General features: G+C 55.7%; 13 protein-coding genes. 9 read left to right on the top strand and 4 right to left on the bottom strand.

Going from position 1 to position 14,301, the window contains the following annotated elements; translation table 11 throughout:
- The first annotated feature begins 642 nt into the window (after positions 1-642).
- From B5D61_RS25240 to B5D61_RS25220, 5 genes are all read left to right on the top strand, one after another.
- Positions 643-1,440, top strand: coding sequence for an SDR family NAD(P)-dependent oxidoreductase (locus B5D61_RS25240; RefSeq protein ID WP_078816208.1), 798 nt, complete (start codon positions 643-645; stop codon positions 1,438-1,440).
- A 30-nt stretch (positions 1,441-1,470) separates the two neighbouring features.
- Positions 1,471-2,307 (top strand): carboxylating nicotinate-nucleotide diphosphorylase, encoded by an 837-nt coding sequence (nadC, locus tag B5D61_RS25235; protein WP_078816207.1) that lies wholly within the window; start codon positions 1,471-1,473, stop codon positions 2,305-2,307.
- 27 nt (positions 2,308-2,334) lie between these two features.
- Complete coding sequence (locus tag B5D61_RS25230) at positions 2,335-2,811, top strand: L,D-transpeptidase (protein WP_078816206.1); 477 nt, start codon at positions 2,335-2,337, stop codon at positions 2,809-2,811.
- A gap of 82 nt (positions 2,812-2,893) precedes the next feature.
- Positions 2,894-3,442 (top strand): hypothetical protein, encoded by a 549-nt coding sequence (locus B5D61_RS25225; RefSeq protein ID WP_078816205.1) that lies wholly within the window; start codon positions 2,894-2,896, stop codon positions 3,440-3,442.
- A 214-nt stretch (positions 3,443-3,656) separates the two neighbouring features.
- Positions 3,657-4,241, top strand: a complete 585-nt coding sequence (locus B5D61_RS25220) for an N-acetylmuramoyl-L-alanine amidase (protein ID WP_176159670.1) — start codon at positions 3,657-3,659, stop codon at positions 4,239-4,241.
- 6 nt (positions 4,242-4,247) lie between these two features.
- Here B5D61_RS25220 and B5D61_RS25215 read toward each other — a convergent pair whose 3' ends face one another.
- The 3 genes from B5D61_RS25215 to B5D61_RS25205 form a co-directional block, all read right to left on the bottom strand.
- Positions 4,248-6,368 carry a hypothetical protein gene (locus B5D61_RS25215; protein WP_078816203.1) on the bottom strand — a complete coding sequence of 707 codons (2,121 nt, stop codon included), beginning with the start codon at positions 6,366-6,368 and terminating at the stop codon, positions 4,248-4,250.
- Positions 6,369-6,408: 40 nt separating this feature from the next.
- Positions 6,409-6,963, bottom strand: coding sequence for an NUDIX domain-containing protein (locus B5D61_RS25210; RefSeq protein WP_078816202.1), 555 nt, complete (start codon positions 6,961-6,963; stop codon positions 6,409-6,411).
- Positions 6,964-7,048: 85 nt separating this feature from the next.
- Entirely contained in the window at positions 7,049-8,437 is a 1,389-nt protein-coding gene (locus B5D61_RS25205) for a ClpP family protease (protein ID WP_176159669.1), read from the bottom strand.
- Between the two features lie 287 nt (positions 8,438-8,724).
- Here B5D61_RS25205 and B5D61_RS25200 point away from each other — a divergent pair, with 287 nt between their 5' ends.
- The 3 genes from B5D61_RS25200 to mdoH all read left to right on the top strand — a co-directional run bounded on the left by B5D61_RS25200 (position 8,725) and on the right by mdoH (position 12,475).
- Positions 8,725-9,672, top strand: coding sequence for a restriction endonuclease (locus tag B5D61_RS25200; RefSeq protein WP_078816200.1), 948 nt, complete (start codon positions 8,725-8,727; stop codon positions 9,670-9,672).
- Between the two features lie 86 nt (positions 9,673-9,758).
- Positions 9,759-10,337 (top strand): hypothetical protein, encoded by a 579-nt coding sequence (locus B5D61_RS25195; RefSeq protein WP_078816199.1) that lies wholly within the window; start codon positions 9,759-9,761, stop codon positions 10,335-10,337.
- Positions 10,334-12,475 carry a glucans biosynthesis glucosyltransferase MdoH gene (gene mdoH, locus B5D61_RS25190; RefSeq protein WP_078816198.1) on the top strand — a complete coding sequence of 714 codons (2,142 nt, stop codon included), beginning with the start codon at positions 10,334-10,336 and terminating at the stop codon, positions 12,473-12,475. Before B5D61_RS25195 ends, mdoH begins: the two co-directional genes overlap by 4 nt.
- Before the next feature lie 253 nt (positions 12,476-12,728).
- Here the strand turns inward: mdoH and B5D61_RS25185 are convergent, their stop codons facing one another.
- A complete protein-coding gene (locus tag B5D61_RS25185; RefSeq protein ID WP_078816197.1) occupies positions 12,729-13,448 on the bottom strand; it encodes a hypothetical protein in 720 nt (239 codons plus the stop codon).
- A gap of 173 nt (positions 13,449-13,621) precedes the next feature.
- On the opposite strand from B5D61_RS25185, the gene B5D61_RS25180 reads away from it, so the two are divergent.
- Positions 13,622-14,301 (top strand): IS5 family transposase (locus tag B5D61_RS25180; protein WP_217699070.1); only part of this gene is annotated, 680 nt, incomplete at its 3' end.

Below are 14,301 nucleotides of genomic sequence, written 5' to 3'. Positions count from 1 at the left end.
TTGGTGCTGGCATCTTTTGAATGCCAGCTAAATTGAACCTTGTTTTCTTTCAAACAAGCCACGCGTTATCCACACGCAGCGCACAATTTAGCTTTCGTTTTTGTCTCTCCAAATTCCTCAAACTCACTCGCCCTAGAGGCTCATTCGCTCTCGTAATCTGAAGATGTTGTTTTCTGAAAGATCCATTTCTAATCCGCTGAAAGTGAACCGCTTACAGCGTCTCGCTTCCCTCGTCTCAGCCGCTCCTGTTTCGGTGGCGGATTGGCAGTATGGACAGTTCCCCGCTCCCCGCAACCTCTTTCTGCTCCTTTTTTAAAGTTTTTTGACCAAAAAGGGGTCGAAACCCGATTTTCGACACCTCCTTTTGGTTATTCTCTTGGTATAACGAAATTTAGGTTAGGTATAACAGGAAATAAGTCTTGTTTTGACCGTTTTCGGGCGCCGACTTTCGTCGCTAAACGTTTCCAGAGTCGTTCTAAGATGACTCCCCCTGATAAAGAAACGCTCTTTGGATCGCGTCTGTTCAAACGATGGAGGCTTACGAGTGGCGTATTGACTTCCTTGAGCTTCTCCGCGATTTCACCGCCCCATTCCAACATCTCGAACATTCACCTTCTCTATATATAGAATAGACTGATCTCTATGAGCCAACCTCACGCTTTTGATCTGGCCGGCCGCACGGCTTTTGTTTCTGGAACCTCCCGAGGTCTCGGGGAACGCTTTGCACTCACCCTGGCCAAAGCCGGAGCAGACCTCATCATCTCCAGTCGCACGCTGGATTCTCTCAAGGACATGGAGAAGCAGATCACGGATCTAGGCCGCAAATGCTTGTGTGTGGAGCTGGACGTGCGTTCACAAGAGAGCATCCACGCCGCAGTGGCCATGGCCAAAGCACAAGTGGAGAAGATCGACATCTTGGTGAACAACGCTGGCTGCAATGTGCGTAAGCCAGCCACGGAGATCACTTGGGATGACTGGAACCTCGTGGTGGATACCAATCTGCGCGGAACGTTCTTCCTGGCACAGCAGGTGGCGAAAGAATTCATGATCCCTGCCGGCTACGGACGGATGATCAACATCGGCTCTGTGACTTGCGTCGCGGGTTACGCCGGCTTGGCCCCTTATGGAGCGAGCCGCGGTGGGGTGCGCCAGATGACCATGAGCCTTGCCCATGATTGGGGGCAACATGGCATCACGGTCAATGTGCTGGCTCCAGGCTGGTTTAAGACATCGCAAAATCGCGTGATGTATGAAGATGCCGGTTGGGTGGAGTATCTGACAGAGCGTATTCCTCTGGGCCGCCCGGGTGCGATGGACGATCTGGAAGGGCCCCTACTCTTCCTCGCAGCCGAGGAAAGCCGCTATGTGACAGGCCAACTCCTGCTGGTGGATGGCGGTATTTCGGTGGGGGCTACCCGTGCGCTACCCGCGAAAAAATAAACTCTCCGTTCCCCTGCCCTATTTCTATCCATGGATGCCAGCACTGAACAATTGATCCGCGCCGCCATCGCCGAAGATGTGGGCGATGGAGATGTCACAGCCACTTACTTCATCCCGGCAGAATCCACGGCCCAGGCGCAGATCGCTGCGCGTGAGCCGGGAGTGGTGTCAGGGATGGAGGTGGCCGTGCGGGTGTTTCAGGAAATCGACCCTCGCATTCAAACCCATATCCTCCGTCAGGATGGAGATGCGTTCGAGCCAGGGGAAGTGCTTTTGGAGATCAGCGGTCCCACTCGAGGCATCTTGACCGGTGAACGCACGGCGCTCAACTTCCTTCAGCGGCTTTCCGGTGTGGCTACCCAGGCAAGGCGTTACGTACAGGCCGTGCAGCCTCATCCCGTGCAGATCTGGGATACCCGGAAAACCACCCCGGGCTGGCGCCTCCTGGAAAAAGCTGCCGTCAAAGCAGGCGGAGGCACCAATCACCGCATGGGTCTCTATGATCATGTGATGGTGAAGGATAATCATCTGGCTGCCCATGGTTCCCTGAAAGAGTTGCAACGCGCGATCGACCGAGTGAAAGCCGAGCGCCCAGGCACACGCATTCAATTGGAAGCCGACAATCTGGATCAAGTGGCTGACTTTCTGACTCTGCGTGGTGTGGACATGTTACTGCTCGATAACATGGGTGCGGAAAAGCTGCGCCAAGCTGTGGCCCTAAACGCGGGACGACTTTGGCTGGAAGCCAGTGGTGGCATCACCTTGGCGACCATTGGCGAGATTGCGGCTACGGGTATCAATGCCATCTCTGTGGGTGCTCTCACCCACTCCGCCCGGGCCCTGGATCTGGGGTTGGATTTTACCTGAGGCGTTTCTTGCTCTTACCTATATTTCATGATCACCTCTGAACCACTTTTGCGTCCTCGTATCGAGGTCTCAGTTGGTACCCAGCATCTGGCTCTGTGGAATGGCTTTCACCAAGTGAAGAGTTGGCCTTGTAGCACCTCGAAGTTTGGCCTCGGCTATACCGAAGGGAGCAACAAGACACCCTTGGGTGGATTCGTGATCCGAGAAAAACATGGTCATGGAGCCCCTGCAGGAACCATTTTCAAGTCCCGCGAGCCCGTTGGCCTGTGGACTCCCGAGATTGAGACGGCGGACGACCTGATCCTCAGCCGAATCCTTTGGCTGGAAGGCGTGGAAAAACGCAATGCTAACACCTACAAACGCTACATTTATATCCACGGCACCAATGACGTGCGCCATATCGGCCGACCAGCCAGCCACGGCTGTGTGCGCCTAGCGAATGAATCTGTCATTGAACTCTTTGACCTCGTGACTGTTGGCACGTCCGTATGGATCACAGAGTAAGCCGTCTATCGATCTAGTTTCTTTCTGAAATCAAGCCGGTATAGACCTTGGCAAACGGTCCGTTCCGACGCATGTTAAGGGTATGGACGAAGAGACTCCTGCGCCGCCGATCCCTCACGACCTCCATTCTGAATATGAGGAGCGTCCCTTTCGGCATTGCACTCGCTGCGGGGAGACTTTGGCTGATGACCAAGGCGGCTTTCAAATCTCCAAGGCCTACAAACAGGGCGAATGTGTGATGGAATATGCCCTGTGCGATCACTGCAGGGTGAATATGATGGAGGAATTTTCTCAAGAATCCAAAAAGAGGCTGGCAGAATATCAAGATGCCAATGTGGACCTCCATCGAGGACTGCATCACTGCTCTGTTTGCGGCATCAGTCGTGGAGATGATGGAGTGGATGACTTTGTCATCACGGGCATCTGTGAAGGAGTCAATCTCCTGCATAGTATCATGGTCTGCGGTAAATGTGGCGACGGCATCCAAGAGCTAATCTCAGTCAAAACTCGCGATACATGGAGACGCTTTGTGGACGATAACTTCCCCGGACCACCCGGCGATGGCGAATATCCCGAGCTGGAGGAAACACCTCTTCAAGTCCCCGTCATCGACTTGAAAGTGAGCAACTAGAGTCCGAGACAAAAAGTCCTCGGTCTAAGGTACACTTGTCTCCCATCGAGGCTGGCACGCCCCTTGCATCTCTCTTCCTCGCATGCCCCAGCTCCGTCTAATTCTTGGTCTTTGTCTAATCTCCCTTCTAGTTTCGTGCCAAAGTTCCCGCTATCCACAAGGTCGTAGTGTTTATGGAGACCGACCTGGGCCTCAAGCTTTTACCACCGTCATCGTGGACGCTGGTCACGGAGGGCGTGACTCGGGCGCTCGCGCTCGCGGCTTGGTGGAGAAACAGCTCGCTCTAGATGTAGCCAAGCGTGTTCGCTCTGAATTGTGGCCAAGCTTTAAAGTGGTAATGATGCGCGACTCTGACTATTTTGTAGAACTGGATAACCGCGTCAACATCGCGAATCGGTACGGCAACTCTATCCTCGTCAGCATCCACTTCAATTACGGAGCACGTCGTAGGGCTGGTCCAGAAACCTACTACTGGCGGAGCGACAGCTATGCCTTGGCAAGACGCGTGCAGCAAAATCTCTCCGCTGTGGCACCTTATGAATCAGGAAACGCTGGCCTTGTTCGTCGTCGCCTGCGCCTAACTCGCAATCCTGCCCTGCCGTGTATCTTGGTGGAATGTGGTTATCTCACCAACGCCAATGAGGCTAAACTGGTCGCGACCAGCAGCTATCGAGAGCGTTTGGCCGAGGCCATCGCCAAGGCCATCCGTGATCAATCCCAATATGGAGATGCCGGCATGGGGCCCATTCCTCGTCCCATTTACGCTCCTCCGAGCAAGGCCACTGATGCGCGAGATTGAGGCAAACTATTTGAAACGAGAATCCCCCCAGCGGAAGGGCGGGCGCTTGCCTTGGAGGAGGTCATAGATGCCGTGGTTTGTCTTCATCATTTCCTCCAGCATTTCCTTCCAGGGACGATCTGCCACGCTGAGGAGGCCGGTGTTGAAGCTCTCGCCGTTGTATTTGCTAAACCAGCGGCCCGTGGTGGCCTGATCTACGAGGGTGAACCACTCGATCCCGATGACGAAACCGAGAGCTGCGCTCTGCTCCACATAATTGCGATAGGCCAGCCCGCGCTCCCGCTGCGAACTCACATCTCGCCCACCCACTAGGCCACTGTCGCTGGGGGAAGACCAGAAGAATTCACTGAGAATCATCGGTTTGCCTGTGAGTTGATGGATCTTGCTCAGTGCGGCGGTATCCACTCCATAGGTGTAGTAGTTGTAGGAGACGACATCCACATGCTGCCCCATGATCATGCACAGCGTGTCGTCCTTAATGGTGATCGGTTGGAGTCGATGACCTAACAAAAGATGGTTCTTGTCATATTTGCGGAACAAGGTTTCCACTTGGGAGAAATAAAGTTCCAAAAACTCGCCGATAAAATTTTGCACATCTGCCTGAGCTGCCGGTGTGCTGACATTGAGGCCGGTGGGAATCAGGGATTCGAAGTCCGGTGCATTGGTTTTCCAAGCCAGGTTGTAGGCGGCGATGGTGGTGTGCTTTAGCTTGAGCGAATCCACCAGGGCTTTCTTGCATGCATGTTGACCTGTTAAGGAAGGGATGACACGAGCCAGTTCATCCAAGCGCGGTTCATTGACGGCAAAGTAACCGATGAGCAACGGATCGTTGGCCCGGGCAGGAAGCTCGGCTGCCATGTTTTGCTCCATCTTTGCCACCGTAGTGGCATCATATGGGTCCCAGACTTCATGGGCACCGGGGATACGCGGCACGCCTTCCCATTCATTGATGGGCAGGTGCGCCACATAAGGGAAAGTCATCTTTTCACAGGCCGTTGGCGGCTTGGGCGTGAAGGCACCGACCGAGTTAAAACCCCAGCCACGCACCCGTGGGATCATGCGCTCCGTGTGAGCATCCTGGTTATACGGCACGCCGAATTTTTTGATCGTATTGGCCAAATAAAAGGAAAAATGCGCGTTGCCATCGCCAGGACGGAAGGCACTGGCAAACTCGTTCTGCGAGGAAGGCAACCACTCGTAGATGTCCTCACGCCCAGGCACGTAGGTGTAGTCATCGTTCGGCGCGAAGCCGCAGATGCCGAGGTGGAAAAAGGCATTGCCATCAGGGTCCACGAGCCATGTTTTTTCTCCCTTCACCTCCATGTGGAAGAAGCCGGTTTTCTGAAGCCCCAGGCTGGCACCGCTTTCAGGCAGCCCGCCGAAGCGATCCAGTGAAGGCGGTGTGAGACTGGCATAGTAGCGTTCATCCGCTGCTACATCCGCCTTCAGATCGGCCTCGCTCAGCAACTTGTTCGGAAAGGTATCTTTGATGGATTGGCCGAAGGCATCGATCAGCTTTGTTTTGGCGGTGAGGTTTGTGGTGATCTTAAACTTCACTTCATTGCGATCCGCGGCATAGGGCACGATGCAGAGCCAGTGAAACACCGCCCAGTTCCACTCTCGATTGTCGGTCAGTTGTTGAAAGCCATAGTCAGGAGTTTGGATGGCTAGGCTATTTCCCTGTGCATTCTGAATGGAGAAGGTCGTGCCGTTTTGACTGATCAGTTGAGGCACCTGGGGCTTATTCGGCGGAAATGCTCCAGCGGTTTCCCCAAGCTTCCATGAGCCTCCTTTCGCAAAGGCGATGTCGATGAGCGTGGTGACACGCCAGGACTTCACCTCGGAGGTGACGTTAGAGAATCGAAGAGAGATTTCATCCTGAGCGATGTGCACTTCACACTGAGCGCCATTGGCATAGTTGACGGTGGCGCCTTGGGCCGAAGGAGTGACCTGAGTTTGCTTGTGAATCACGGCACTACCTGAGTCCAAAAACTCCGGGTAGGTCAGGGTAAAACTGCCCAAGCTGCCCGCTTGCAGCTCGATACCCGCAGAAGTGGCTTTCAGGTCAGCGCCGGAAGCGACAGAAAGGGTGAAGAGAACGGCAATGAGGCAGTGGCGGAGGGTCATGAGAAGTCTCGGGGGACTCCGCCGATGATGCGCAGGCCGGTCAAGAGCGCAATCGTAACAACGCCAGCACGCTGACACTGTCCCGGATGCGGCCATCGAGTGCCATCTCAATGGCTTCACTCAGGGGAAGCCGCCAGACTTCCAGCTTTTCGGTCTCATCAGGGTTCGGCACTCCTTGGCTGATGCCCCGGGCCACGAAGATATCGCAGACTTCATTGGTGGTGGAGTTGGAGAGTTGGATCCCCATCAGAAGCGGTTCGATCTGGGCGGCATGTAGCCCCGTTTCTTCCAGAAGCTCACGCCGGGCACACTCCGCTGTTTCTTCTCCAGGAGGGCAACCACCTTCTGGGATTTCCCATTCGTAGCGGTCATGACAATAGCGCCATTGGCCCACCAGCCAGGTGTAGCCTTGGTCATCGACGGGAACGACGCCGACGGCACGATTTTGGTATTCGACCACGCCATAGATGCCATGGCCGCCACGGGGATTGATGACCTGATCTTCCCGAACCCGGATCCACGGATTCGAATAACCTTCCCGGGTGCTGAGCGTCGTCCAGGGATTGTCAGGGGAAACAGGAGATGGATGGGCCATAGACCACCGATAAACGAATGGCGGCGTGGTTACAACCTACGCCGCCATTCGGTTTTGATTCTTTGGTATCGTTTTAAGAGATCGCTTACTGCATGCGGTAGAACCCATCGGGGTTATACATCCAGTAAGCATCCAGCGGATTCAGGCGAGGCAGCATGGCGGCGGGGCGTCCATGTTCGTCCTTGGCTTCAACCACACCGTTATCGATCGCGTCCACTCCGGCGGTGCGGATGAGGGTGGTGGTGGCAGGCTGCTGCGTGTCTGGGTGACGGAGCAGGGCGGTCTCCTCAATCTCATCGACGATGGTGTCCACCCAGCCCAGCTTCTGTGCGTCATCGGCAAACTCGTTCCAATCGCCCGTGGACGATTTCTTATACATGCGGGTGATGAACTCCTCACGAGTGATCCCCATCTTTTCCGCCACAGGATCGGCGAGGCGTTTCCACCACTCTTCGAGTTCCTTCACACTCTCGCGCTGTTGGGTAAGGTTCCCCATGACACCGGCGCTGAGCTGGTGGTGGAGGATGATGGCATTTGGATAGGCAAAGGAGCGCTTCGAAACGGTGGTGATGCAGGCAGCCATGCTGGCGGCGAAGGATTTGACCACGGTGTAAACGGGGGCTTTGGAGCCGTGCATGGCCTTGATGATTTTGTAACCCGCCATCACACTACCGCCGGGGCAGTCATCGATAACGATGAAGATAGGGGCTTCGGCATCCCGGTTGTTAAAGTAAGCGATGCGGTCCGCCAAGCTGTCTGCCGTCTTGCTGGTGATCACGCCATTGAGCGGGATGGTGCGGTCAGACAGGATAAGCTTCCGGCCTTGCAGCGGGTCTTTGAGGTAAGTGGGGGTCTTGGCACCGGCATAGGTGCGGGCCTCGGATTGTTTCTGTTGCAGCTCGATCTCCAAGGCCAAGGCTGAGGTTTGCCGACGGATAGCGTTTTCCTCCTGCTTCATCCGGTAGCCTTCCGTATCCACCTCGTTTTTTGCAGCGAGGGATTCCAGACCGAGCTTTTCACCTTTCAAGCGCAGGGCCAGGGTAGCCGCAGCATTTTTGGTGCGCTCCTCGGTTTCCGCCAAGTCCATCTGGGTTTCCATCTCATCAATGCGCATCTGGATCTCCGCCATGGCGCGCTTGCGTTCAGCGAACTTTTCATCCTGCAGCGCTTGATCCAGCGCCATCTGAGCCGTGATCTTCTCCCGTTCGGCCACCAGCTTGGCTGTCTCAGCCTTGATCGTTTCCAGCGGATCAGGCTTTTGAGATTGTTCGGCGGCTTTCACCACCGCAGCTTCCACGAGATCCCCTGCGGCTTTTGCAACAGGATTGGCTGGCTTTTCCGCCGGAGCGGTGACTTCAGGCACGGTTTTCACCGTGGGTGGCAACTTCACTGGGACTACCTCCCCCAAGGGAATGTCTGCCAAAGCCACGCTGGAGCCCAGCATGGAAAAAACAAGAAGGTGAGCGCGATTCATAACGTCCAGATTATACATCAGATACGATGCCAACGTTCAAGTATTCTCAGCATTTTATAAAGCTGGATGCTGCTGGAAACCGCTTCCCAGGCGGGTTTGCGCGGTTTTTATCCCTGCAACATGGATGGTTAGAAAGAGGATACCCCCAGTAGGATCTCTAGGACCATAGAAAAACCCAATGAGGGCTTTGTTGAAGCTGAGGAATCCTCCATGCTGGTGTTTCCTGCTGAAGTGAAACTGGCATTCAGGCCGTCACCCCCTACCTTGATGTTTCTCCTATCCCGGTCATGCTCGATCCTTTTGTCACATTGAGTGAGGCAGGCTTCTCCGCCCAGAACGGAGCGGGCTTGATCGGCCCTGGCATCTGGACACCCGAGCTCATTGTCAGTTTGGACTGGCTGCGCTTGGCCGAGGTCGTTCGCTCGATTGCCAGTCATGCGGGTTGTGAGCTGGCGGGCTCACGCGTTTTACCGGATGGATCTCTGTTGTTTGGTATGATCGAACGGCCCACCACCAGCCATCCTCAACGAGCCCTGGTGAAGCTTTCCGCCTGGAATGAATGGGGAGCTACTTCAGAAAGTGTGGCCCATTTCGCTCGGGAAGTGCGCACGGCCAGCCGCACCCGCGGAATCCTCGTTGCCCCAGCCGGATTCAACTCGGCGGCCCAGCTCACGGCACAAGAACATCGCATCGAGATGGTGGACGCTCAGGCTCTCTGCGCGGTTTTGAAAAGCCTGCCTCCGGAGCGCAGTGATCTTTTTTACACCATCGCCACTGCAGGGCTGCACACGACTCCCTCATGCCCCATCTGCCTGATGAAGATGGAAAGGGTGGACCCCGCCAGCCAAAACAACCCGGCTTCCATACGAGTGATTTCAGAGCGCGGCCTGTTCGCCGAGCCTGTGATCTGTGACCTGCTGGATATCGCCCCAGGAGCCGAGGTGGAGTTTCTCTATCCTGTGCAGAGTCGGGCGATGCGGGTGTGCGGCCATGCGGCGGGCGATTTTTCATGCGATGGCACCGTCACCATTCAAGCGGGAGGCCTGCTGGACGGACGCATCGCAGCGAAGGCGGTGAATGTGCTGGAAGGTGGAGAACTGAGGGGGCAGTTCCGCATTCTGGATGCCGAGAAGGTGGAGCCCTTCGTGCAACAGCCTGAGCGTTGGCATTGGGGGTGCCGGAATTTGGAAGGAAAAGCGGAGTGCCGGGACATCACTTTCGAGCCCCATGGATGAATCAAGGAAAGCGAAGTGCTTTTTGAAATCATTTCCCTGTGCACGAAATCTGCGCATTGATAGCCCTGGCTCTCGATTGAGCCCTCATGGAAGCCGTCAACATCCAATTTGCCCCTGCAACAGGGACGGAAGAAGAGTGGAACGAGGCGTATGCCCGCCTCGCCGACTACTTTCGCTCCTATCAACTCCACAACCGAATCCGGCGCACGCAGCTCATCTTAGAGACCTTGCGCCGCGCAGCGGATGCCCATCGCAAGGATCCCTCCCGCACGCCTACTGCCCACAGCATTGAGCAGGCGCGTGTGATGGCTCGTGAGTGGCTGGCGGTGATCTACAGTGACATGAATCTGAATGAGTCGCAGCTTGAGGCTGCGGGTCGGCTAGGTTTCCACCTCAGCGGCGGGCCTGCCCGTTGGCCGAATTTCTTTCTGGATAAAGACAATATCCCCAAGGACATGACGGAGGCTATGCGTGCCGCCGTGCGCACTTCCGGTCCCGGCATGCAAGTCAGTAAGATGACTCCCCGTGATATGGACCTCGGCATCGTCTCTGAAGTGGCGGAAGACACCTTCGACCGCCTGGGCCGCCATCCCATTCTGCGTTATTCTATCCTCATCGGCATCGTCGGCGGCGTGCTGGGTTACCTCTATTTTCTTCTCGGATGAGCATGGTCGGCGCCAGCACGGCGAATCTTAATCTCACGGCGGGCATGCCCCCGCCACGTCTTGCTCGCACTCGGCGCGCGACGTTTTTCTCCTTTGTCGGCCTGGGTACCATCGTGGGCGTGTGGCTCATGTATGTGTACCTGTCAGAGCACGGCATGCGCTGGTCAGAGTGGGCTTTGCTAGCCGTCTTTGTGCCGCTGTATTACCAGCTCAATGTCGGCTTTTGGACCGCCCTCTTCGGCGTGTGGTTGATGAACCGGCCCAAGCCGGACCCGCTAGATCTCTGGCGCACCTTGAAGCCCGAAGATCTGGAGGAAGACATCACCGCCAGCACGGCCATCATCATGCCCGTGTTCAATGAAGACGTCACCCGCGTCTTCGAGGGGCTGCGAGCCATTTATCTCTCACTCGAGCAGACGGGTCAGTCCAAGAACTATGACTTCTTCATCCTCAGTGACTCGAATCAGACGAGCCAATGGATCGAAGAAGAAACAGCGTGGTTGGAGCTCTGCCGCCAGCTCAATGCCTTTGGCCGCATCTTTTACCGCAAGCGTCGTAAGCCAATCAATCGCAAGAGCGGTAATGTCAGTGACTTCTGCCGCCGTTGGGGCAAGCGCTACCGTTACATGGTGGTGCTGGATGCGGACAGCCTCATGTCTGGGGGCCTACTCACCAGCATGGTGCGCATCATGGAGAAGAATCCAGGCATCGGTATCCTGCAGACCTTTCCCAAGCAGATCGGTGCCGAGACCATGCTGGGCCGTGTGATGCAGTTTGCCCAAGTTCTCTACGGGCCTCCCTTCATGGCCGGCCTGGACTACTGGCAGTGTGGTGAAGCTAATTTCTGGGGGCACAACGCCATCATCCGCCTGGAACCCTTCATTAAAAACTGCGCCCTGCCACCGCTGCCAGGTAAGGAGCCCTTTGGCGGCCACATCCTCAGCCATGACTTCGTGGAGGCCGCGCTCATGCGCAAGGCTGGCTACGCTGTCCGCCTACTGAATACCAATCGCGGCAGCTATGAGGAAGGTCCTCCGACCCTCGTGGACATGCTGAAGCGCGACCGCCGCTGGTGTCAGGGAAACATGCAGCACTTCTGGCTGCTGTTTGCCAAAGGTTGGCACCCCATGAGCCGCCTGAATTTCTTCCATGGCATTCTCAGCTATGCCAGCAGTCTGCTGTGGTTTCTTTTCTTGGTCTTTTCCACATTCCTGGCCGCTACACGGCTGCCTCATGACAATGACCAGTCCATCCTGGCGGAGCAACTTCTGCTAGGTCTGACCATCGCATTGATCTTCCTGCCAAAGGTCACCATCCTCTTGGATGAAGTGCTCACAGGTCGCGTTTTCCGCCCGCTGAAGATGCGCTTGCTCACCTTCTTCAGCAGTCTGGCGGATACCGTGGTCTTTACGCTCATGGCCCCGGTGCTCATGATCTTCCACTCTCAGTTCGTCGTTTACACCGTGCTGGGTAAAGGCGTGCGCTGGGTGACTCAACGGCGCAAAGTGGATGGTGGAGTGGACTGGGCAGAGGTCTTTTTCACCTTTTGGCCCATCACTCTCGTCGGCTTGATCTGGGGCGTGATCGGTTGGTTGGTTTCCCACAGTTTCTTGATCTGGATCAGCCCCATCCTAGCGGCTCTTTTCTTGGCCATCCCCGTGGCTATTCTCGTCTCCGGTCGCTCCTCTGGAGAGCGACTCGGCCTATTCATCACTCCCGAGGAGACTGATCCCCCGAGTGTGCTGGCCATCATGAATGAAAACCTGGTTGAAATCAAAGGTCGCATCCACCTACCACCAGAACTGGAGAAGCATCACGGCCTGCTCCAGGTGTGCCTCGACCCCTATGTGAACGGCCTCCACGTGAGTCTCCTCCGCCGCCGGAAAAATATCCATGTTTCCAAGTCCTATCTGAATCAAATCGCTGCCCGCCTGATCAAGGAAGGTCCTCAATCCCTGAACCCCCAGGAGATTAAAGCGATGATCCACGACACGGAGACGGTCACGGATTTGCACTATCGCCTGTGGTCCGCCAGTGATCATGAGCTCGCTCCTTTCTGGGCCATCGCCATCCGTCAATACAACCTCGCCGCCTCTAGCCCTTTCACACACACCTTGGCTCAGCGGGAGCCTGGTTAATCGCAAGAATAACGTCTAGATCCATGGACGGCAGAATGAATCACACTTTGCCGCAGGTCAAAGCAGCTCTGTGAGGTCAGCCTCACACCTGCTGGAGGGAAAGGCGAAAAATGCCCCTACCGTCGTTTCCAGGCAGCTTCGCGAAGCTCAAAAGATCACTCCCCCCTAACCGGGGACTCCCTACAACTGAGACCATAGCGAACTCACGTTTGCCTCTCAAACAAACGTTTGTTTCAACGGCTTAGCATCGCCATCAACTGATCAACAGCAGCCTCGGTTCACCCGGGATCGTCACTGGAGCCCGGTGGATACATGGAGGCACAACACCGGTAGGGTGCTGAATGGCGATACGCCAAAGCGCCCCCACACCAAAATCGTAAATCTGAGCCCCCGGCAACGGAGCATAATGCAGATCATAAAAATGATCACTGAGATAGTCGATAAACCCGGCATCCTCCTCACCGCCATAATCACGTAGTAGAGCCGCGCGTGTCTTCGGGATGTCCACATGCCGGATCGCCTGCTCATTGGGCAAGCCTTCCGACGAAGCCCCGTAATAAGTACAAAGGTAAGTATCCGCCTCGACTGTGGCGCTATCTGCATGGAAAGACTGCACATGCGTGGGTAGCGTCACTCCCTCCCGGTCATGATCATACCCCTGGATGAAATCCAGCACAGGAGACAATTCGTAATTCTGGAGGAGTCGCTGGTCCGCCAGCAAAATCTCTCGCGCTTGTTGCCCTGCGGCAGAAAGGCTGAGCTCCATCAGCATTTCCTCATCCAAAGTCGTGATGCCGTGGCCCAGAGATCCCTTCAAATGCGCTACAATCTCTGCATAGTCCCCCGCTAACTCTCGTTGCCAACACAAAGCATTAACCCCGTTTTCAAAGCGGGTGGTGACAAGTTCCTCAAAACTCTCCACCACCTGAATACGCGGGTAAGAAAAAAGAACAGCGGGCTTAGTAGCAGGCATTTTCAAAGCAGCCAATCCAGACGACACCAAGCTCTGGGTCAAGTGCAAGCTAAGAGGAATGGAGTTACGAGCAAAGCCGCTTTTGCTAGGGTGTGGGCTTCAGAGTCCTAGAGCGTGTTATGAACTTTGAAAAGGGGCTGTACAATGGGTGAAAGAGTAGGCATAAGCTTGGGATGGCATCCAAAACAGTGAAACCCAAGCCTCCGTATCCCACCGATGTCAGCGATGAAGAGTGGCAGTTCTGCCGCCCTTACCTTGAACTCATGACGCAAGAGGCTCCGCAACGGGAGCACTCCTTGCGCGATGTGTTCAATGCCGTTCGTTATGTCGTCCGGGCTGGTTGCCCTTGGAGAATGCTGCCCCATGACTTGCCGCCTTGGGCCATTGTTTACCAGCAATGGCAGCGCTGGATCAAGGCTGGGTGCTCGGAGGCCATGGCGCATGATCTGCGCATGCTTTTACGAATGCTCTCTGACAAGAACGCCCAGCCCAGCGCTGTGATCTTGGATGGTCGCACGATGCAGTCTACGCCTGAAAGCGGGGCACGCGCTGGGTACGATGGTTACAAGCGCAAGAAAGGCTCCAAGGTGCATATCGCCGTGGATACTCTGGGCCATCTGCTGGCTTTGAAGATTACAGCGGCCAATGAGCAGGAGCGGGCGCAGGTTGGAGAACTGGCGCAAAAGCTTCAGGAGGTCACCGGAGAGAAGGTGGAGTTGGCCTATGTGGATCAAGGTTACACAGGAGAGCAGCCCGCCGAAGCTGCCCAAACAGAGGGCATCAGGCTGGAAGTGGTGAAACTTCAAGAAGCCAAGAAGGGCTTTGTGCTACTGCCCAGGCGCTGGGTGGTAGA

The sequence above is a fragment of the Prosthecobacter debontii genome, from assembly GCF_900167535.1.
Classification (GTDB): Bacteria; Verrucomicrobiota; Verrucomicrobiia; order Verrucomicrobiales; family Verrucomicrobiaceae; genus Prosthecobacter; species Prosthecobacter debontii.
Note: the sequence above shows the minus strand (reverse complement) of the source record. Positions and strands in the feature narration are given on the sequence as shown.

What these genes read in the sequence shown, in the direction of transcription:
- B5D61_RS25240 (WP_078816208.1), top strand. Translation starts at nt 643, where the DNA reads ATGAGCCAACCTCACGCTTTTGATCTGGCCGGCCGCACGGCTTTTGTT.
- nadC (WP_078816207.1), top strand. Translation starts at nt 1,471, where the DNA reads ATGGATGCCAGCACTGAACAATTGATCCGCGCCGCCATCGCCGAAGAT.
- B5D61_RS25230 (WP_078816206.1), top strand. Translation starts at nt 2,335, where the DNA reads ATGATCACCTCTGAACCACTTTTGCGTCCTCGTATCGAGGTCTCAGTT.
- B5D61_RS25225 (WP_078816205.1), top strand. Translation starts at nt 2,894, where the DNA reads ATGGACGAAGAGACTCCTGCGCCGCCGATCCCTCACGACCTCCATTCT.
- B5D61_RS25215 (WP_078816203.1), bottom strand. Translation starts at nt 6,368, where the DNA reads ATGACCCTCCGCCACTGCCTCATTGCCGTTCTCTTCACCCTTTCTGTC.
- B5D61_RS25210 (WP_078816202.1), bottom strand. Translation starts at nt 6,963, where the DNA reads ATGGCCCATCCATCTCCTGTTTCCCCTGACAATCCCTGGACGACGCTC.
- B5D61_RS25205 (WP_176159669.1), bottom strand. Translation starts at nt 8,437, where the DNA reads ATGAATCGCGCTCACCTTCTTGTTTTTTCCATGCTGGGCTCCAGCGTG.
- B5D61_RS25200 (WP_078816200.1), top strand. Translation starts at nt 8,725, where the DNA reads ATGCTCGATCCTTTTGTCACATTGAGTGAGGCAGGCTTCTCCGCCCAG.
- B5D61_RS25195 (WP_078816199.1), top strand. Translation starts at nt 9,759, where the DNA reads ATGGAAGCCGTCAACATCCAATTTGCCCCTGCAACAGGGACGGAAGAA.
- mdoH (WP_078816198.1), top strand. Translation starts at nt 10,334, where the DNA reads ATGAGCATGGTCGGCGCCAGCACGGCGAATCTTAATCTCACGGCGGGC.
- B5D61_RS25185 (WP_078816197.1), bottom strand. Translation starts at nt 13,448, where the DNA reads ATGCCTGCTACTAAGCCCGCTGTTCTTTTTTCTTACCCGCGTATTCAG.